20 protein-coding genes and 1 riboswitch are annotated in these 19665 nt (G+C 38.7%); of the genes, 2 read left to right on the forward strand and 18 right to left on the reverse strand.

Annotation, left to right across the window (positions count from 1 at the left end):
* Window positions 1-31: 31 nt before the first annotated feature.
* The 5 genes from metE to LZP85_RS10490 all read right to left on the reverse strand — a co-directional run bounded on the left by metE (window position 32) and on the right by LZP85_RS10490 (window position 6722).
* Complete coding sequence (gene metE, locus LZP85_RS10470; RefSeq protein WP_119543509.1) at window positions 32-2308, reverse strand: 5-methyltetrahydropteroyltriglutamate--homocysteine S-methyltransferase; 2277 nt, start codon at window positions 2306-2308, stop codon at window positions 32-34.
* A gap of 141 nt (window positions 2309-2449) precedes the next feature.
* Window positions 2450-2636, reverse strand: a riboswitch (cobalamin riboswitch).
* A gap of 177 nt (window positions 2637-2813) precedes the next feature.
* Window positions 2814-3563: a glucose 1-dehydrogenase gene (locus LZP85_RS10475; protein WP_076512386.1), complete on the reverse strand. Its 750-nt coding sequence runs from the start codon at window positions 3561-3563 to the stop codon at window positions 2814-2816.
* A gap of 24 nt (window positions 3564-3587) precedes the next feature.
* Window positions 3588-4556, reverse strand: a complete 969-nt coding sequence (locus LZP85_RS10480) for a DHH family phosphoesterase (protein WP_119543507.1) — start codon at window positions 4554-4556, stop codon at window positions 3588-3590.
* 129 nt (window positions 4557-4685) lie between these two features.
* Window positions 4686-5906, reverse strand: coding sequence for a dicarboxylate/amino acid:cation symporter (locus tag LZP85_RS10485; protein WP_119543506.1), 1221 nt, complete (start codon window positions 5904-5906; stop codon window positions 4686-4688).
* 228 nt (window positions 5907-6134) lie between these two features.
* Complete coding sequence (locus LZP85_RS10490; protein WP_206833756.1) at window positions 6135-6722, reverse strand: TetR/AcrR family transcriptional regulator; 588 nt, start codon at window positions 6720-6722, stop codon at window positions 6135-6137.
* Between the two features lie 159 nt (window positions 6723-6881).
* Here LZP85_RS10490 and LZP85_RS10495 point away from each other — a divergent pair, with 159 nt between their 5' ends.
* Together LZP85_RS10495 and LZP85_RS10500 are read left to right on the forward strand one after the other, a co-directional pair.
* Window positions 6882-7769, forward strand: a complete 888-nt coding sequence (locus LZP85_RS10495; RefSeq protein ID WP_206782705.1) for an ABC transporter ATP-binding protein — start codon at window positions 6882-6884, stop codon at window positions 7767-7769.
* Complete coding sequence (locus LZP85_RS10500) at window positions 7766-8572, forward strand: ABC transporter permease subunit (RefSeq protein ID WP_206782706.1); 807 nt, start codon at window positions 7766-7768, stop codon at window positions 8570-8572. Before LZP85_RS10495 ends, LZP85_RS10500 begins: the two co-directional genes overlap by 4 nt.
* 325 nt (window positions 8573-8897) lie before the next feature.
* Here the strand turns inward: LZP85_RS10500 and LZP85_RS10505 are convergent, their stop codons facing one another.
* From LZP85_RS10505 to LZP85_RS10565, 13 genes are all read right to left on the reverse strand, one after another.
* Window positions 8898-9620: a hypothetical protein gene (locus LZP85_RS10505; protein ID WP_025910069.1), complete on the reverse strand. Its 723-nt coding sequence runs from the start codon at window positions 9618-9620 to the stop codon at window positions 8898-8900.
* Window positions 9621-9760: 140 nt separating this feature from the next.
* Window positions 9761-11206, reverse strand: coding sequence for a phytoene desaturase family protein (locus LZP85_RS10510; protein ID WP_234561717.1), 1446 nt, complete (start codon window positions 11204-11206; stop codon window positions 9761-9763).
* The gene (locus tag LZP85_RS10515; RefSeq protein WP_234561719.1) at window positions 11203-12330 is read right to left on the reverse strand and encodes a glycosyltransferase family 2 protein; all 1128 of its coding nucleotides are present in this window, start codon (window positions 12328-12330) and stop codon (window positions 11203-11205) included. The genes LZP85_RS10510 and LZP85_RS10515 overlap by 4 nt, the downstream gene beginning before the upstream one ends.
* Window positions 12306-13019 (reverse strand): lysophospholipid acyltransferase family protein, encoded by a 714-nt coding sequence (locus LZP85_RS10520; RefSeq protein WP_206782709.1) that lies wholly within the window; start codon window positions 13017-13019, stop codon window positions 12306-12308. The genes LZP85_RS10515 and LZP85_RS10520 overlap by 25 nt, the downstream gene beginning before the upstream one ends.
* Window positions 13016-13780 carry a carotenoid biosynthesis protein gene (locus LZP85_RS10525; RefSeq protein ID WP_224840325.1) on the reverse strand — a complete coding sequence of 255 codons (765 nt, stop codon included), beginning with the start codon at window positions 13778-13780 and terminating at the stop codon, window positions 13016-13018. Before LZP85_RS10525 ends, LZP85_RS10520 begins: the two co-directional genes overlap by 4 nt.
* Window positions 13781-14043: 263 nt before the next feature.
* The gene (locus LZP85_RS10530) at window positions 14044-14508 is read right to left on the reverse strand and encodes a hypothetical protein (RefSeq protein ID WP_025910067.1); all 465 of its coding nucleotides are present in this window, start codon (window positions 14506-14508) and stop codon (window positions 14044-14046) included.
* A gap of 175 nt (window positions 14509-14683) precedes the next feature.
* Entirely contained in the window at window positions 14684-15460 is a 777-nt protein-coding gene (locus LZP85_RS10535) for an urease accessory protein UreD (RefSeq protein ID WP_224840330.1), read from the reverse strand.
* Window positions 15461-15495: 35 nt separating this feature from the next.
* Window positions 15496-16110, reverse strand: a complete 615-nt coding sequence (ureG, locus tag LZP85_RS10540) for an urease accessory protein UreG (protein WP_025910064.1) — start codon at window positions 16108-16110, stop codon at window positions 15496-15498.
* 47 nt (window positions 16111-16157) lie between these two features.
* Window positions 16158-16844: an urease accessory protein UreF gene (locus LZP85_RS10545; RefSeq protein ID WP_119543412.1), complete on the reverse strand. Its 687-nt coding sequence runs from the start codon at window positions 16842-16844 to the stop codon at window positions 16158-16160.
* A complete protein-coding gene (ureE, locus tag LZP85_RS10550) occupies window positions 16837-17283 on the reverse strand; it encodes an urease accessory protein UreE (protein ID WP_025910062.1) in 447 nt (148 codons plus the stop codon). Before ureE ends, LZP85_RS10545 begins: the two co-directional genes overlap by 8 nt.
* Before the next feature lie 14 nt (window positions 17284-17297).
* Window positions 17298-19007, reverse strand: coding sequence for an urease subunit alpha (gene ureC / locus LZP85_RS10555; RefSeq protein WP_025910061.1), 1710 nt, complete (start codon window positions 19005-19007; stop codon window positions 17298-17300).
* A gap of 7 nt (window positions 19008-19014) precedes the next feature.
* Window positions 19015-19338, reverse strand: coding sequence for an urease subunit beta (locus tag LZP85_RS10560; protein WP_078989606.1), 324 nt, complete (start codon window positions 19336-19338; stop codon window positions 19015-19017).
* A 12-nt stretch (window positions 19339-19350) separates the two neighbouring features.
* On the reverse strand, window positions 19351-19653 hold the full coding sequence (locus LZP85_RS10565; protein WP_076512394.1) for an urease subunit gamma: 303 nt from the start codon (window positions 19651-19653) through the stop codon (window positions 19351-19353).
* Between the last annotated feature and the right edge of the window lie 12 nt (window positions 19654-19665).

Consider the following 19665-nt stretch of genomic DNA (forward strand, 5'->3'; position numbering starts at 1 on the left):
CCATATAAAAGGGGGTTTTCTTTGTTTCATTTTATTGTGCGACTGCTGCTAACTTTTCACGATACTTCTTCGTAACGTTTACCATTTGAGTTAAAGCATCGATTACCTGCTTTTCATTTCGTGTTTTCAAACCGCAGTCTGGATTAACCCAAAATTGTGCTGGGTTTAACACGCGAAGAGCACGGTCAAGATTATTTGTCATTTCTTCAAAGCTTGGAATACGAGGGCTATGAATGTCGTAAATGCCAAGCCCGATTTCTTTATCGTATGAATACTGCTCGAATGAAGAAATAATATTGCCATGACTTCTGGATGCTTCAATTGAAATGACATCTGCGTCTAGTGCAGAGATTGTGTCAATCATGTCATCAAATTTCGAATAGCACATATGCGTATGAATTTGCGTTGTATCTTCTACACCCGTTGTTGCTAGACGGAACGCTTCAACAGTAGCATTTAAATACGCGTCTTGCTTTTCAGCTCGAATTGGCAATCCTTCTCGCAGCGCAGGTTCATCTACTTGTATCATGTGAACACCGGCTTCTTCAAGCGCTTTAACTTCTTTTCGAATGGCTAATGCAATTTGATTCATGCTTTCATACTTCGAGATGTCTGTACGTGGGAATGACCAGTTTAAGATGGTAATTGGCCCCGTCAGCATTCCTTTTACGACTTTTTCGGTTAAACTTTGTGCATAGACAATTTCTTTAACCGTCATCGGCTCGACTAAATAGACATCTCCGTATACAACAGGTGGTCTTACGCAGCGTGAACCATATGATTGAACCCAACCGTTTTTCGTTGTTAACATTCCGCCTAAGCGCTCACCAAAAAATTCAACCATATCCGTACGTTCAAACTCACCGTGAACCAGCACATCAATACCAATTTCTTCTTGAACCTCAATCCAGCGCTTTGTTTCTTCTTTTATAAACGCTTCATACTGTTCGTTCGTTAACTGACCTTGCTTCCATTTTAAGCGCTTCGAACGAACCTCTGCTGTTTGTGGCAAGCTTCCAATTGTTGTAGTTGGTAAAAGCGGTAAATCAAACTTTTCTTTTTGCAAACGCTGGCGCTCAGCCACAGAAGCACGAGATAAGGCTTGATCATCAATCTGTTCTAGCTCTGCTCTCGTTTTCGTGTGAACGCGGTTTGCAACCTTCGAAAATGCCTCAATCTCTTGCTGATGTGCTTTTACTGCTTCGCTATCCCCTTTTAAAAGGTCCTTTAAAAGTTCTAGCTCAGTCAGCTTTTCTTCAGCAAAACTTAAGCCTGCTCGAATATCAGCTGCTAGCTCTTGTTCAGTTTCTACTGTTACAGGGACATGAAGCAGTGTACTAGATGGCTGAACAATTACCTCTTCTTTACCCACTAATTTTTGCAATTCACTTACAAGTGCAGCTTTTTCAATTAAGTTACTTTTCCACACGTTACGACCATCAATAACGCCTGCAAAAAGCTTTTTCCCTTTTGGAAAACCGTGTGCTTTTATCGCTTCACTATTTTTTCTCTCATCATGTACAAAATCCAACCCAAAAGCATTCACAGGAAGGTTCACAACAGATTGGTAATTATCTAATGCTTCAAAATACGTTTGGATGATAAGATTAGCACCAGGTACTTCCTCTGAAATACGCTGATAAAATGCCTCAACCTCCTTCCAGTACCCTTCTGCTTTATTCGTTACAAAAATTGGTTCATCAATTTGAATCCACTCTGCTCCCGCTTCATGTAACTCCTTAATCACTTGAATATAAAGCGGAGTTAATTGAGCAAATAAGCTCGATACTTCTTCTTGTTTAAATCCTTTGCCTAATAAGATAAAGGTTGCTGGCCCAATTAGAAGAGGCTTACCGTTAAGTGCCAATTCGTCCTTTGCTTTTTGCCAATATGCTAATGGTCTGTTTTCATTCAATGCCGGCGTTACGTCAGTAAACTCTGGGACAATGTAGTGATAGTTGGTATTAAACCACTTAGTCATCTCACATGCCTCTGCTTCTTTGTTCCCTCTTGCCATTGCATAATATGTATCAAGAGCGGATAGATTTTGCTTTTTGAAACGAGCTGGAATAATATTAAACATAACCGCCGTATCAAGCATGTGATCGTAATAACTAAAGTCACCTACTGAAACAAAATCAATCCCCTTATCTTTTTGAATACGAAGCTGATTAACATACAACTCATGAAGTTGGTTGTGCAGCTCTGCTTCCGTTGTTTCCTGCTTCCAATAAGCTTCAATTGCTTTTTTCCATTCTCTGTTTCTACCGATTCTTGGATACCCAATTGTTGCTGTATTCACTGTCATTTCAATCTCCTCGTTTCGTCTATTTTTCTGCAATAAAAAACTCTCTGGAAAGAGAGTTAGACGACAGCTTTAAGAAGTATTGAACAACATATACTTTTGTTTCAATACCAAGCTAATCACCTCTCCCTATTACGCGTAGGTTGTGAGTGCAAACAACAGGCAGGTCTCCTGACTTAGAATCATCACCTATTATCACCTTCCCGTTTCATAAACAGTGGTTTACTGATAATAGGCTCCTCCTTACAGTGGCGCGACCGTGTCGGATTTTCACCGATCTTCCCTTTTAAGCTAAAACAAGTGTCTTAGCACCTTTTGCATGAACATATTCACTTTATACACTAATTCCTTTTCAATTAGGAATTGAACATAACGATACATGATTTCGATAAGTAAATCAAGTCTGATTTTTCTAAATTTTAAAAAGAATACGCTTTCATATAACTGTGTTTTTATACAAAATAAAAATAGCAGGCTATAGGTATAGCCTATAGCCTGCTTACTTTAGTTAATGTTCATAAATCATCTTGCGCGTCATTCCACCATCGACAACTACGTTCGTCCCCGTTACAAAATCATTGTCTGGATGCGTCAGGTAAAGGCACGCTTTTGCAATATCTGCTGGAGTGCCAACTCGGTTAGACGGATGCTGAGCATGATCAACATCTCGAAGCTCCTCATATTGCTGAGTTTCAATCCAGCCAGGAGAAATTGCGTTGACGGTAATCTTGTCTGGTCCAAGTGAAATGGCAAGAGCATGCGTTAGCGCCACAATGCCACCTTTTGTAGCAGCGTATGCTTCGGTGTGTGGCTCTGACATAACGGCACGCGTAGAAGCTAAGTTTACAATTGAACCACCTATTTTGTTATTTCGCATCACTTTGGCAGCTTCTCTTGAGCATAAAAATACGCTTCGTAAATTAAGATTTATGATATCATCCCATTCATCTAGCGTTAACTCATACGGAGACTTCCACTTTGTTACTCCAGCATTATTAACCAGAATAGTAATCGTACCATAAGCTGAAACAGTTTCTTTCATGAGGTTGATAACATCCTCTTCTTTTCTTACATCTGTGTGAATAAACATTGCCTGTGCACCTGCTTCACGCAGCGTTTTAGCATGCTTCTCCCCTTGTTCTTCATCAATATCTGCGATTATCACTTTGGCACCTTTTTTGGCATAGGCGCTTGCCACACCTTTTCCAATTCCATTTGCGCCACCAGTTACCACAACAACCTCACGTTCAAATGTCAAAGTCATCCCTCCTCTACACTTAGTTTATTCACTTTTTTCGTCTGGTTGAAACAAGTGATCGGTTACAAATAGCTTGAAGGTTTCGCTCGTTAATTTGCAGCCGGATGCTTTTGGATGGCCTCCACCACCAATGTGACCCACGATTTCAGCTAAATTAATCTTATCTTTCACCGCTCGAAACCCTAGCTTTTTCCTTCCCATATCAACCATTACTGAAAAGTCGATTTCTTCATGCTCTAGGCATAATGCATTTCCCAACTCTGACTGATATGTATCTGCGAACACAATCCCTACCTTGTATTTTTGCTCTGCAATCTCTACTTCTGCTTGCATCATTTGCTTTTGTTTGTCATAGATATATTTTTCAATTCGCTTCTCTTCAGCTTCAAGTAAAATCGCGTGCTTTTCTGTAAATTCAAAGCTTTGACTGGCACCAGTATAAGATGCTTGTAGCGTTTCGTAAACCGTATCTTTAAACTCTTCATGAGAAATTAAGTAGTAAAGGTGATTAAGTCTTTTTGCTTTTTCATTTTTCTCGTGAAACCAATCCCACGTATCGAATAAACGTACAAGCTCTACGTATTCATCCAGCATCTTCGTACGTTCCAACATCTTGTTTTCTAGTAGATATGTATAAAAAAGCGATGTAGCTGCTGTTTTCGTCCCATTCTTATCTTCTGGTATCACATGGACCCAATCGTATTTTTCAGAAAGAGGAAGTGCAGAAATATGATGATCAATAAGCGTAACCTTTTGACCATTTTTCACAAGTTCATCCAGCTTAGCTGCTACTTCATCATTTACGCTAATATCCGTTATGTATAAGTCTTGTCCATCATTATCTTCTTCTATAAAATGCAGCACCGTATCGTTTATGCGTCCGATTCCTACCGTGTCGTAATCAAGGTTCTCATCACCAAATGCTAAGCGAGCTAATAAAGCTGGGCTTACCCCATCTAAATCATTATGTGAAATTAACTTTACTTTTGTCATCAAAAAACTCCTTTAAATCGTTATCAATTACTCATTCACTTTAGTATGCGTGAATCTTTTTCCATTATAGCAAGGAATGAAAAAAAATGCGTACATCCTCACCTTTCATAAGGATGTACGCACAAAAATTCACGATGCTTGCTGATTCGCTTTTTCTTTTGATTTCTTCTCATATGAGTCTACAACAACAGAAGCTGCAGCATCTCCGACAATATTAACCGACGTACGGAACATATCAAGAATACGATCGATTGCTGCAATTAAAGCAATTCCTTCAACTGGAAGGTTGACGGCTGCTAGTACCATTGTTAACATAATCATCCCTGCACCTGGCACGCCCGCAGTACCAATTGATGCAATGGTAGTTGTAAACATGATTAGTAAAATTTCACTCATACCGAGATCAATTCCATAAAATTGTGCAATAAATAGCGCAGCAACACCTTGGTAAATCGCACTACCGTCCATATTCATTGTGGCACCTAACGGTAAAACAAAGCTTGCTGTTTCTTTTGAAACGCCAAGGTTTTCCTGAACGTTTTTCATTGAAACAGGTAGCGTTGCACCACTACTTGCTGTACTAAAAGCTACAAGGCCGGCTGGTGCTATTCCTTTTAAAAATGTAAGTGGACTCATCCCAGCAAAGCCTTTAACCGCAAGAGAATACACAACGAGAAGCTGCGTTAAACAACCTAATGCTACAGCAATAATCACCTTAGCGAGAGGTGCTAAAACAGCTAAACCATACTCACCAATAATTGGTGCTACCATTCCAAAGATACCAATTGGTGCAATGACCATGATACCACTTGTAATTTTAAACATGACTGTGGAAAAAGATTCAAATAGCTTTTGAATTGGCTTTGCTGGCTCTCCTACAAATAAAATCCCTAAACCAATTGCAATTGCCATAAAGATAATTTGTAGGATATTCCCTTCCATTAACGCTGCAAATGGATTTTCCGGAATCATGTTTAGCAACGTCTCCGTAAGCGTTGGTGCTTCTCCACTCGGCGCAGTGGCTCCTTGCGGTAACGACACGTTAGCTCCTGTACCAGGTGATAAAATCACAGCATATACGATACCAATCGTCACAGCAATCAACGTTGTAAAGAGGTAGAAAACAATCGTTCTCCCTCCCATACTAAAAAGCTGCTTGGTATCTTGTAAACTTGTTACGCCTACAATGAGCGTCGTTAAAATCAAAGGCGCCATAATAAACTTAATGAGCCTTAGAAACAAATCGCCAAGCGGCTGCACGACAGACATCTTGTCTCCAAAGATGAGTCCGAGCGCAACAGCTACGACGAATGCTACTAAAACCTGCGTTAGTAACGATGGTTTTTTCATAGTTGTTCTCTCCTCATAATGATATTCCCGCTGTATCCCATCGCCTTAACTGCTACGCAGTAACTCCCCTTTTTTGCATATTTATACATATTTTGTTCACTGCATACTATACACATTCCGTTTATCACACTACCATCTTATTCTCCATAAAGACACGTGTCAACCCTCAAAAAACTAAAAAAACGAACAAAAAAATGAGAATAGTCATCTTTGTTCGTTTTTTTAAAATCAATTGGGAGAAATCCCTTTAAAGAAAATATGTAAAATTTCCAGCGACTTATTTTTATCAAATGTAGCTATCTCATGAGGAGCTAGCTGATCTAGCTGTGTCTTTAAAGCCTGGATATAAAATAAGATTGTATCAACGGATAGCTCTGGATTAATTTCTCCTTTTTGTTGAGAAGTTTTAATAAACTTAATTAGCAAAGGCAAAGATTGTTCACTATAGAAAGAGTGAAACCATCTTTGCAACGGTTCATCTTGCAAAATCAACTCTTGCAAAAATTGGGGATTAATTGTTTTAAATGACTTAGCTTTTTCAAACATAATATTCTTCAGCTTTGTTTCAAACGTTGAATTGCTTAAAAGGAGCTGTTCATATAATTCAAACTGCTCCATAAGATAAGCTTTAATTGTTTCTCGAATAAGCTGCTCTTTGTTTTCAAAATGATTATAAATCGTTACTTGCGATACCTTTGCTGCTTTAGCAATTTTAGCGATATTCATACCGCTTGGACCATACTGATTAAATAGTTTTAGCGTCGCGCTTTGTATATCTTGCTGTTTTTGCTTCTTCCTTCTTTCAAACCCATTCATCTTTACATCACCAAGCTTATTTTATCAAAAATATGAAATATATATAAGTAATTATTTCAAAAAGTATTGCAAGTTATTTCGATTCAGCATACAATAATTTTGAAATATTTTATTAATAATATTTCAAAATTAACTTTTCACACAAAGGAGTTAATATGTATGATTCATTTAGAACGCTTAACCAAGCAGTTTTCAAATCAAAAAGGCATCTTTGATGTTTCACTACATGTAAATCAAGGTGAAGTGTTTGGCTTTTTGGGCCCTAATGGAGCAGGAAAATCTACTACCATTCGACATTTAATGGGATTCATTCAGCCAGACCAAGGGAGTTCTTTTATAAATGGGCTCAATACATGGAAGGAAGCCAATAAAGTGCAAGAAATCGTAGGTTATCTCCCTGGGGAAATTTCATTTTTAGACGATATGAGTGGCATACAGTTTTTAGAGTTAATGACGAAAATGAAAGGGATAAAAGACACTACCTATCGCAATCAGCTGATTGAGCTTCTTCAATTTGACCCAACGGTTTCCATTCGAAAAATGTCTAAAGGTATGAAACAAAAAGTAGGAATTGTTACTGCTTTTATGAACCGCCCTGACGTTTTAGTCCTAGATGAACCAACGTCTGGTCTCGATCCGCTCATGCAGCAAATATTTATTGATTTACTCATTGAGCATAAAAAGATGGGCACAACCATCTTTATGTCTTCTCATATTTTTTCAGAGATTGAAAGAGTTTGCGATAGAATTGCGATTATTAAAGATGGAAGAATTGTAAAAAATGCACCTATTGAAGAGGTTCAAAAAAACAAGCGCCATACATTTAGTATAACGGTCTCTACACCTGAAGAAGTACAGCATATCGTTCGTTCTCATTTGGAGGCAACGCAGCTTGGAGAGCTTGAAGTACAAGTCGTTGTGACGGATTCATTCCAGGATTTATTCCAGCTGTTATCTAAAATGGACGTAATAAGCTTTAAAAGTAAAAGTGAAAGATTAGAAGATTTATTTATGAATTATTACCAAGAAGGGGGAGAATCAATATGAACGGACCCTTATTTACAACGATGCTAAGAAGTCAATCAAAATCAATCTTTAGCTACACATTTGGTTCCACTTTTTACTTGCTTCTCATCATTTATATTTATCCTTCAATCTCCCAAGTAGAAGGACTAAACGACCTTATAAAATCAATGCCAGAAAGTTTGTTGAAAACATTTGGCATTGAAAACGGGTTATCGTCTTTAAGCGATTTTATAGCTGGAGAGTATTACGGCTTATTATTATTGGTGCTGCTAAGTATTTTTTGTATCCTAACATCTGCTTCTCTTGTTGCAAAGCTTGTTGACAATGGTTCTATGGCATACCTTTTAACAACACCGGCTTCACGAATGACCGTTGTCCTTACTCAAGCTATTGTTGGAGTGATTGGGTTGTTTATTATTATTTTTATAACAACAACTTGCGGAATCATTGTCACAAAGTTTTTCACATCAATCAGCGATTTTGATGTATGGGGCTTTATGAAGATGAATATTGTTGTCTTCTTATTATTTTTCTTTATTTCTAGCTATTGCTTTCTATGTTCATGCGTATGCAATGACTCAAAAAAAGCATGGAGCATTCCAACAGCTATCACGCTTTTATTTTACGGAGTTGACCTTGTAGGTAAGCTATCTGAGAAGCTGGAATCTCTTCGTTACGCTTCGATTTTCTACTATTTTAACCCAATCGAAATCGGACGTGGAAACGAAGATATTTTTGTCACGTGCTTGCTATTTGGAATAGCTGGTGTACTGCTATATGCAATAGGTACTGTCTTATTTTCAAAACGCGACCTGCCTCTATAAAAAAAGAGTTTGGGACATAACAAAATGATTGCTTCTAAGAGACGAACAATAGCTGTTCCAATCTTTTTGGTTTGTCTGAACACGTTCGTTCCATTGCGCTACGGCCACTCGCTTTCCGCGGGGAGGAACCTGAGCTTCCTCGCTGTGCTGCGGGATCTCACGTTTTCCTCTCTTTCCCGCAGGAGTCGAGTGTCCTACGCTCCATTCCACCCTGTTTCCAACATTGTTTTCACAATCAACAAAAAACCTGAACGATTAAAAGTGAGAAACTCTCAATCGTTCAGGTTTATCATTGGCTGAATTACTTATGTCCCAGCCTCTTTCTTCATCCTGCTTTCATAGGTATATTGCGGTCTTGTTGGTAAATGTCATAAACTAAAAAGCTAAATGCGTAGTAAAATGCAATAATTGCAATCGAATCTGACATGATATACATAGCGCCCAAACCAACTCCAACAACTAATGTCTGAAGGCTTAAACGATCTTTTTGAAACGCTAACTGTGACATGAAATAACCTAAACCGATTAAAACGGCTAATACCCAGCTATTTTGAATTTGTAGAACATCATGAATATAGATATAAAGACTTGGAAAATATACCAGCGTTTCTACTACGCTTGAAGTTCCACTGTATGTAAGCCACCACTTGCGTTCTCGTTTCGTTTTTGGAACCGTTGCCTCAATTGAAGTAGGCATCTCCTGTTCCATAAATACCGTTTCTCCATGATCTTTCATCCATTGAAGCATAATTGACAATACAATAAACCCTAAAAAGATAAGCAATAATAAGTACTCAACCCAGGCTGGAAACATGTTCTTTTGCTGTATGGTATCCAAGTATACCGTTTGAAGACCCCACTTCTCTACTGGTAGCGCATAGTACAGCATAATGACTACGTAAAGAAGTAAAATAAGAACATAAAAAAACGATTGTTCTTTATAATATCGAACTTTTTTCTCTTCAGATATTATTCGTCTGACCATAATACTTTCAAAATAAGGACGAACAATACTGATGATCACGACTAAACAAGTAAATGCAATCATAAACCGCTTTAATCACCTTTTCACTTTTCATTATGTAATCAACTTTCCGTATGGTTTCTTATACAAAAAAGCAGCTGTTCTTATCAATGATTTCCTTTTCCTATAGTATCAAATATATGAAGTTATTTACAATGAAAATATTATGTGGAAATTAAGTTGGCCACGTTTATACCACTGATTGTAACCATTGGTGACCCACCTCCTGGATGAGTTGTTCCACCGACAAAATAAAGCCCTCTTACGTCTTTGGACACGTTGCTGGGCCGTAGAAAGCTATCCATTTTCCGATTAGCACTAATACCGTAAAGAGCCCCTTTATACGCTCCGAATTGCTCTTCAATCCAGCTTGGTGTAATGATTTTTTGACATGATAAGGTAGATGTAATATCGATATCGAACCTCTTTAGCTTTTCATAGATAACTTGTTCGTACCCATTATCATTACTCATTCCTGCTGGTGCGTTGACAAGAATAAATAAGTTATCACCAGGCGCTACGCTTCTATCTGTATAAGAAGAATTACAAATGTAGATTGTTGGATCTGCTGGAAGCTGCTTTTTCTCAAACAGTTCATAGAATTCTCTTTTATAATCTTCTGCAAAGTATACTTGGTGATGAATAAGCGAGTCGTTTCTATTTTTTGTTCCAGCTAAAATGACATAAGCTGAAATAGAGGGTTCAAATTTACTAACCATCTTATTTGTAAAATGCGGGCGGTCCGCTTCATCTACCAGAAACGGGTAGGCTTGCAGTAGGTCACCATTAACAATAATTGAGTCTGCGGGCAGTTTTTCACCACTCTCAAGCTTAATTCCCACTGCTTTCTTGTTCTTCACCTGCACTTTTTCTACTTGTTCATTCAGCACTAAAGTTCCTCCTGCTTTTTGAAATACCTTAGCAAACCCTTCAGCAATTCTAGAGTTCCCCCCCTGAACATAGTAAACTCCTTCGTTCATTTCTAAATGACCAATTAATGAAAAGGTAGCAGGTGAAACGTATGGTGAAGAGCCTATATACGTGGCGTAACGATTGAATGCGTTAATCACTTTTTCATTTTCAAAAAAACGCCTGTGAAAAGAATCAATTGTTTCAAATGGCTTCACTTTAAGAAGGCTCGTAAACAAAGACGGGTTCATATAATCTTTCCACGATGAAAACGTTCGATAAAAGAACTGATCTTGTGCAATGGTATAAAGCTTTTTAACGCTGGCAAGATAATGTTCATAGTTCTTTGCCCCATTAGGATCTAGTTGTTCCAGCTGGTGAATCATCTCATCTCGATTCGTTGTCATCATAAATGTTGAACCATCATTAAACCAATTTTTTGTATGATTATTTAACTTAATAAGCCGCATATAATCGTCGGGGTTTTCTCCTGCCTCTTTAAACACCTGTTGAAAAACATGCGGCATTGTAATCGTGTTCGGTCCAAAATCAAAGGAATATTCGCCTAGGTTCATCGGCATCATCTTCCCACCTACGTGTCCGTTCTTTTCGACAATGGTAACGTCAAACCCTCTTACTTGTAACAACACGCCCGCGGCTAATCCTCCTAAACCAGCTCCCACAATGATAATTTTTTTCATTTATAATGCCTTCCTTTCCATTGATAACCTTTGTGCTGTATGCTTTGTTTCATCGAATGGTTCATTAAAAATAGTAAAGCAATTGCAGCAACAGGCATGGCAATAAACAAATACCATTTTTGCTTAGCTGCTAGGTCAATAAGTAATCGTTGAAGAAAAAGAAGCAGTAACGGCAAAAGAAAAAGTAAGTGTCCAGATGCAACGCCATATAAAAATAGCGGTACAGGAAGGATATAGTAAACAGTAAAAAACACCATAAGAATAACGAGTCTATTGATTGACCGACCTAATCCTGTATACACATTTTTTGCAAAGCCATTCCATACTTCATCGTCTTTTTCATACATATAGCAGTTTACATGCGACGTCACGTTAGCCAAAATCACTTTTTCACCTTTCTCTTTCAGAGCTCTTGCAATATGCACGTCTTCGACTAGGGAACTCTTGACAGCTTCATGTCCTCCTATGCTTTCATATGCTTCTTTTTTAAAAAACATAAACGCGCCGTGTGCCGCAGTTGCAGCTGGATATTTCCCTCCGTTTGCAATGATGATTGGTAAATATGAAAACACCACAACATGCTGAAGTGGGACGAGGAGCGATTCTATCCGCTTCTTTACCGGAAACCTTGGAAATCCGGTCACTAGCTTGGCTTTCTTTTTTCTAGCTAAGGCTAACGCTTGTTCAATCGTATCCTGCTTTAAAGCAACATCTGCATCAATAAATAGGTAGTAGTCACCGCTTGCTCGTTTTGAAAGCTGATGACAAGCATGCACTTTACCGACCCATTCTCCGCTTAAAGATTTTCCTTCTATAATCGAAAACCTCTTATCGCCTTTTGTTTCTTGTTCCAAAAGCTGTCGAGTTCGATCAGTTGATTGATCATCTAAAATAATGACTTCGACTCGCTGATAGGTAAGTCCTTTTAATGAACGAATGATGCGCTCAACGTTTCGTTCTTCATTACGCATAGGAATTAAAATAGAGACAAGTGGAGCAGCTTTGTTTTGATTAAGCTGGTAGCTCGCTAAACGTGGCATTGCAAATATGTTAATAATAGTACCTATTACCATTAGGATAAATAAAGCACTATAATAAATCATCGCTTCACCTTCTCTTTCCACCAAGTTAGCCACTCGCTCAACGTTTTTCTACCCGTCATAAACACGTCAAATGTTGAAAGGTCCTCGCTAACAAGCTTACTTTTAATGCTATCTAACTCAGTAGTTACGGCCTGCTCTAGCTTATGAGTTAATTCACTTCGACTTGTTTCTGTATTTACTTCTATACGTTTACCCACTTTAATAAATAGCTCTGGACGCTGATCATGACGAAAACTATAGTAATATGCAATTGGAATAGCTTGTACACCCTTTTCTTTTAACATGATAAAAGATGGGCCGTCTGAAAATTGCAGAGGTCGCTTCTCTAAATGTTCTTCCTTTCCCTGTGGAAAAATCCACACCCCTTTTTTTTCTCTTAACAATTCCCTTGCATACAGGAGCGATTTCATAATATGCTTTGGCGAGGCTTGATTAACCGAAAATGCTCCAATTTTTTTAAAGAATGGAAAAGACTTCATACCTTCTTCAGACATCATCGCGTAGCTGTCATGCTTAAGTAACACTCGATTTACATAAAAGCTTATTAAACTGTCCCACCAGCTTGAGTGATTGGCAATAAATAGAGCCGGTTTGTTGTTTTCAACCTCCTCCATATCGATATAAATACGATAGAACTGCTTTTTCAACTGGTAATGTACAAACAACTGCAGAACTCTTTCAAATCGCTTATCTTTCTCAGGGTAAATCATATTCTTTTCTCCTTTTGGTATAAAACAAAAAGAATGCTGTATGGAGTCAACGTCATAAATACGACTAACCACAAGCCGTTAACCGTTGCCACAATGACAAACATTAAAACAATGGAACTATATAAAACAACCATTCGACTTTCCCACTTTAGCTCTTCTTTTTTTTCTAAAGCTTCTAGCCAGAAATAGAGGATAAATTGAATAAAAAATGAAAGAATAAACCAGCCTGAGAAATTAGAAAGTGGAATATCATAATAAAAACTGTTTCCTTCCCATACCCAGTACTGCTTTACTACATAAGCTACTGGATCAATCGCTAAATCCATAATAACTGCAAATATAGATGAGATCGTTGCGTATACTAGCCCTTTTACAAGATAAGGTAATTCCATTCTTTTCATAATACCAAGTGCAAGTACACGGCTAGTCACAATCACCATTAGCCAAGCTGAACCAATTGTGAGCGGTACACCTAAAATTTTGGTACCAAAATCTTTCTCATAGTCATACGACCCAAATAAAAAATCATAGTGTACACCTAAGCTTTCAATAACAATTGTTGCAAGCATTACGAAGCTTGCGACGAGCATTCCGGTCACCATTCGATATGTTTTTGCCATATAGATAAACGCAATTAAGCCACTTAGATGTAAAAATACTACGTTTGCCCACTCAAGCCATGTTGGTAACCAATCAAAGGCAAGCAGGACAACTCCACATATGTACCAAATAATAAAAAATTGATAAATCTTCTCTGTCAATCTTTCTTCCTCCTCTCACTTTCTTCACCAACTACCGAATGTAGCTAGTCGTTACTAAAGAAAACTTTTTCTCTCTGATACGTCTATTGTACTTTATACCCTCCCACTCTCTTCTTCATGCTATGACTTCATTATTATAAATGCTTAACCTCTTATGCTCTATTTTCAATATGTTCTTTACTATGTTATGTACAACCATATCTATATTTGACATAAAAATAGACATGAAAGATAAGCTGAAGAATTCAACTTTCATTTCATGTCTATGGCGTAGCATTTGCTTTTTTAGCTAGTAAAAGCTGAATCGGCAATCCAACTATCAGTCCTGGAATCACAGACAGCATCGGTAGCCAAATCGGCCCAAGCAGTACTCCGTTAATTTTCACAACTGAAGCATACATGATGCCTACTGTTACAAAGTAAGCACAGCATGCAAACGGTATAAACGAGTAAAGAGGAGGGGGATCTGCTTCTGCATCTTTAAAACCATCCCACATTGCAAAAAAATACAAGCATGGGTAAAACATAATCCACTGCATGTCTACAGTTGCTAACGCCTGTTCAGTTTCACCTAAAAAACTTAATTGTATTGCAGAGTTAAAATGTGCGCCCATATTGATTAAAAATTCTAATACTATAAACACAATCCCTTTTACGTACTGCTTGTTTAATAATTGACTAAACCCTGGTAGGGCAATATTCCACAGGATTGCTTCTAGCCTAGTCAAAAAATTGGTTCTCACAATTTAGAATATGTACGGGGGGCACTTGGCATGGTAATTGTTTTTTCATCCTTATCTACCTCGCATTGATTTACCAATAGTTTTAGTAAAGGAGAAAAATTTATACCCCGAAATGTAATTTTCTGTAAGGCCACTTAGAACCATTACTCAAAGGGAGCTCTTAATATTTACGAAGATGAACCACCTCTAAGCCTAACAGGCGCTTTCTCAGGAACTGAAAACATCTATTAATAATACTTTCAAGCGTTTTTGTATCATTTCCCAAAATTCTAATGGCACATCCATTAATCGCTAATTTTGAAATCCCTATATATCCATGCTGCTCTTCACTTATTACTTCATCATACAATTCATCAATGACCGAATCGATAATTCCTTCAGCCACTGCTAAAAAAGAACCGAAATGTGTGTAGCCCTCCATTTTCATAATCGCATGGATGTCTTCATGAGGCGATAAAAACAAATGGTCAAACACCATTAACTGATTGTTTTGATAAACTTTGAGCTTCGAACGCAGTGAATCATACTTAAATATCTCTCCATTAGGTGACCAGCCTGGCGTAATAACGTCAGAGATAAAAAATGTTGCTTTCTCTTCCATATGTACAGTTGTTTCTTGTATAAACTGCGCATCTTCGTATAAAATGAGCGGATCTGGAAGGTATTCAATCACTGCTCCTTTTTTTAAGAGCAGCTCTGTTTCCTGAACTACAGGTGCGTTTGGCGTTCGGTATACTTTTGTTGCAGCCTGTGTCGTCAAGCATAAATGTGCACCCTCTTCAGCCGTAATACACGCTTTATAACGGTCTCCACCAACATATCCACCTCCTACATGTAGAAGGTAGATTGTTGGGGTATGCTCTTCCATGTAAATTGGGCGAGCTACCTTAAAAGCTCCGTCATGATATGTGTTATAAACAACCGTCTTACCTTTCACCTTGTGCGACTCAAGCTTTAAATAGCCTGTATAGCTCATGATTTAATGCCGATAAGCAATACTTCTTTTTTGATCCACTGAATTACTTCATCCAGTCCTTGATCCTTTTTCAAATTTGTAAATACAAAAGGCTTCTTACCTCGGGCTGCAATTGTATCTTCTTTCATTACATCTAAGCTTGCACCAACATACGGAGCTAAATCCGTCTTATTAATAATAAACAAGTCTGATTTAATCATTCCTTGTCCACCTTTACGCGGAATCTTTTCACCCTGAGCGACGTCAATAATATAAATAGAAAAATCGACAAGTTCTGGACTAAACGTTGCTGCTAAATTATCTCCACCGCTTTCCACAAAGATCAGCTCAACGTCAGGATGTCTTTCAACCAGCTCATCGATTGCCGCAAAGTTCATAGAAGCATCTTCTCGAATAGCGGTATGCGGACAACCTCCTGTTTCCACACCAATGATGCGTTCTTGAGGTAATACGCTATTTTTCACTAAAAACTGAGCATCTTCTTTTGTATAGATATCATTTGTAATAACGGCCATGCTTAGCTCACTTTGCAGTGCTCTCGTTAGTCTTTCTACAAGCATCGTTTTCCCCGCCCCTACAGGACCTCCAATACCAATTCTCATTGCATTCATTTTTTCGCCTTCGCCACAAAGGCTTCCCTCCCTTATATCGTTTTGTATTAAGACATAAATAAGCGAACGTGCAGACGTTCATGCTGCATTTGAGCGATTTCAAGACCGGGCGTCATTGCACCAAGCTCACTTGAATCCGCTTGAAGAATATTCATTACTGCCTGGTCAATTTTCTCATGAAAAGCAAGCGAAATTCGTTGACCATCTGTTTGTCCAATTGGGATACCACGAACTGCATTTTGAATAAGCGATGACACAGTGGCGTACAAATGCGTAGAAACAGCTGTTTGTTTACACACCTGTAATTGCTCAGCTATAATGGCAAAAACAATTGATGGATGACCAAAACACTCCTTCCGCTGAATCTCTTGTTCGTAGAATTCTAAAAGCTTCCCACCAAACAGATCGACGCAAAGCTTGACCATTCTCTGACCAATTCTCCTTGTCCCTTCTCTTGTTTCTTTTGCTAGCGCCAGTGCATACAGCTCTTGATCTAATTCCTTTATTTTCTGAAGGTGCCCTTCTGAAGCAAATTCATATGCCAGTCGGCAAGCTAACCCATCTGTATAAGTAAGCTGTGTTTCAACATACGTACTAAGAGCTTCTGAAAACGTAACGGCATTTATAATTCGCTCTTTTTGAATATAGGTTTCCATGCCAAATGAATGTGAAAAAGCGCCGGATGGAAAGTTTGAATCACACAGCTGTACAAGCGCTAGCAGTTGATTAGTCATGACTATGTCCAATATGTCTAAATGCTTTTTGAACCGTTCTTTTTTCACGCTTATACGGAATGCTTAGCTCGTTAAGAAGCTCTTCGACTAAATAATCATATTGAACAAGCATTTCGTTTTCTTCAAATTGAGCTGGCAGATGCCGGTTTCCAAGCTGATGAGCAATCTCCCCCATCTGCTTAATACTTGTGGGTTGAATCGTTAATAAGTCATCTGCTATTACTTGAATAACAATCATATTCTTCTCATCCATATAAAGCACATCACCATCTACAAGCTCACGATTGTCTTTCAAACGAATTCCTAGTTCTTTACCGTGATCGGTCACAACTCGCTGCACGCGCTTTAATAGATGATCACTTTCTAAATACACTTTTTCAATATGTGGCGCTTTCTTTTCTAGCGTAGCGACATTTCCAACAATTTGCTCAATTAACATTGTTTGTTTTCACCTCAAAATAAAAAGTATCGTTGTGCCATAGGCAATACTTCTGCTGGCTCACACGTAATTAATTCATCATCCACTCGCACTTCGTACGTTTGTGGATCCACATCAATTTTAGGCATTTCACCATTTAGCTTCATGTCCGTTTTACTTAGTGAACGAATCCCTTTTACAGGCTTAATCCGTTTCTCCAATCCCAAGGTTCGATGTACTCCTCGGTTATATGCAGCTTGCGAGATAAATGTTATCGACGTTTTGCTGCGTGCTTTCCCGAAAGAAGCAAACATCGGGCGATATAGAACCGGCTGAGGAGTAGGTATAGAGGCATTAGGATCACCCATCTGACTGTGAGCAATCATTCCGCCTTTAATAATCAACTCTGGCTTTACACCAAAAAACGCTGGATCCCAAACGACTAAGTCTGCAAGCTTACCAACTTCTACTGAACCTACGTATTCTGAAATGCCGTGGGTGATAGCTGGATTAATTGTATATTTTGCGATATATCGCTTAATCCGTTCATTATCACCAATACCGTTATCACCTTTTAGTTTTCCTCTTTGCTTTTTCATCTTATCTGCTGTTTGCCACGTTCTCGTAATCACTTCACCAACACGGCCCATTGCTTGCGAATCAGAAGAGATCATGCTAAAAACTCCAAGGTCATGCAGAATATCTTCAGCTGCAATCGTTTCTTTACGAATACGGGAATCTGCAAATGCAATATCTTCTGGTACAGAAGGATCTAGGTGATGACAAACCATCAGCATATCTAAATGTTCTTCTAGAGTGTTAATCGTATACGGTCTAGTTGGATTCGTTGATGACGGCAGAATGTTCTTAAAGCTTGCCATCTTCATAATGTCAGGTGCATGTCCACCACCTGCTCCTTCCGTATGATACGTATGAATAACACGATTTCCAATTGCTCTCATCGTATCTTCGACAAACCCACCTTCATTTAGCGTATCTGTGTGAATCGCAATCTGTACATCATATTCATCCGCAACTTGCAGGCTTGTATCGATTGCTGATGCGGTGGTACCCCAATCTTCATGAAGCTTAAGGCCAATCGCTCCAGCCTCAATTTGTTCGATAAGAGGCGTTTTTGCTGATGCATTCCCTTTACCTAAAAAGCCTAAATTCATGGAAAAAGCCTCAGCTGCTTCTAGCATCCGCTCGATATACCACGCTCCAGGTGTACACGTCGTCGCGTTTGTTCCCGTTGCAGGACCTGTCCCTCCTCCAATCATTGTTGTTACTCCAGACGATAAGGCGGTTTCAATTTGTTGTGGACAGATAAAGTGAATGTGCGCATCAATTCCTCCAGCCGTCACAATTTTTCCTTCCGCAGCAATAATTTCTGTACTAGCCCCAATAACAAGATCAACATCATCCATTAATAGTGGATTTCCCGCTTTTCCAATGGTTTGAATCATGCCATCTTTTACACCAATATCTGCTTTGTATATCCCCGTATAATCCATGATGATGGCATTCGTAAAAACAAGATCTGCTGCTTCACTTCTTGTCGCAAGAGGATGCTGTCCCATCCCATCACGGATGACTTTTCCTCCCCCAAACTTCACTTCATCACCATAGGTTGTAAAGTCCTGTTCAATTTCAATAAAAAGGTCGGTATCCGCTAGCCTTACAGCATCTCCAACCGTCGGCCCAAACATATCTGCATACTGTTTTCTTGACATTTTAAAGCTCATGTTCGACCTACTCCTCTTTTAGCTGCCCCGTGGGTCCATTTGTTTTATTATTTAATCCATATACATGCTGTGATCCTGAAAAGAGTACAAGCTGTACATTTTTAGGATCACCTGGTTCAAAGCGAACGGCCGTACCAGCAGGAATATTCAAGTGATAGCCAAACGCTTCTTTGCGGTTAAACTCTAATCCGTAATTAACTTCATAGAAATGAAAATGAGATCCCACTTGAATAGGACGATCACCTCGGTTGGTTACTAACATCTCGACTATACCCTTATCTTTGTTACAAACAATTTCATCTTTACGTAACTTGTATTCTCCGGGAATCACTTCTTCTCCCCCCTATCGAATTGGATCATGTACCGTCACAAGCTTTGTTCCATCTGGAAACGTTGCTTCTACTTGAATATCATGAATCATTTCAGGAATACCTTCCATTACATCATCTCGTGACAAGATTTGTGTTCCGAGCTGCATTAATTCGGCAACAGTTCGACCATCTCTGGCGCCTTCTGTTATTTCATATGTAATAATGGCAACTGCTTCTGGATAGTTCAGTTTTAGCCCCCGCTTTTGCCTACGCCTCGCGAGGTCTGCAGCGACAACCACCATAAGTTTTTCTTGCTCTCGTTGTGTGAGTTTCATTTAAACCTCCCT

This window comes from Priestia flexa, from assembly GCF_021441905.1.
GTDB classification, from domain to species: Bacteria; Bacillota; Bacilli; order Bacillales; family Bacillaceae_H; genus Priestia; species Priestia flexa.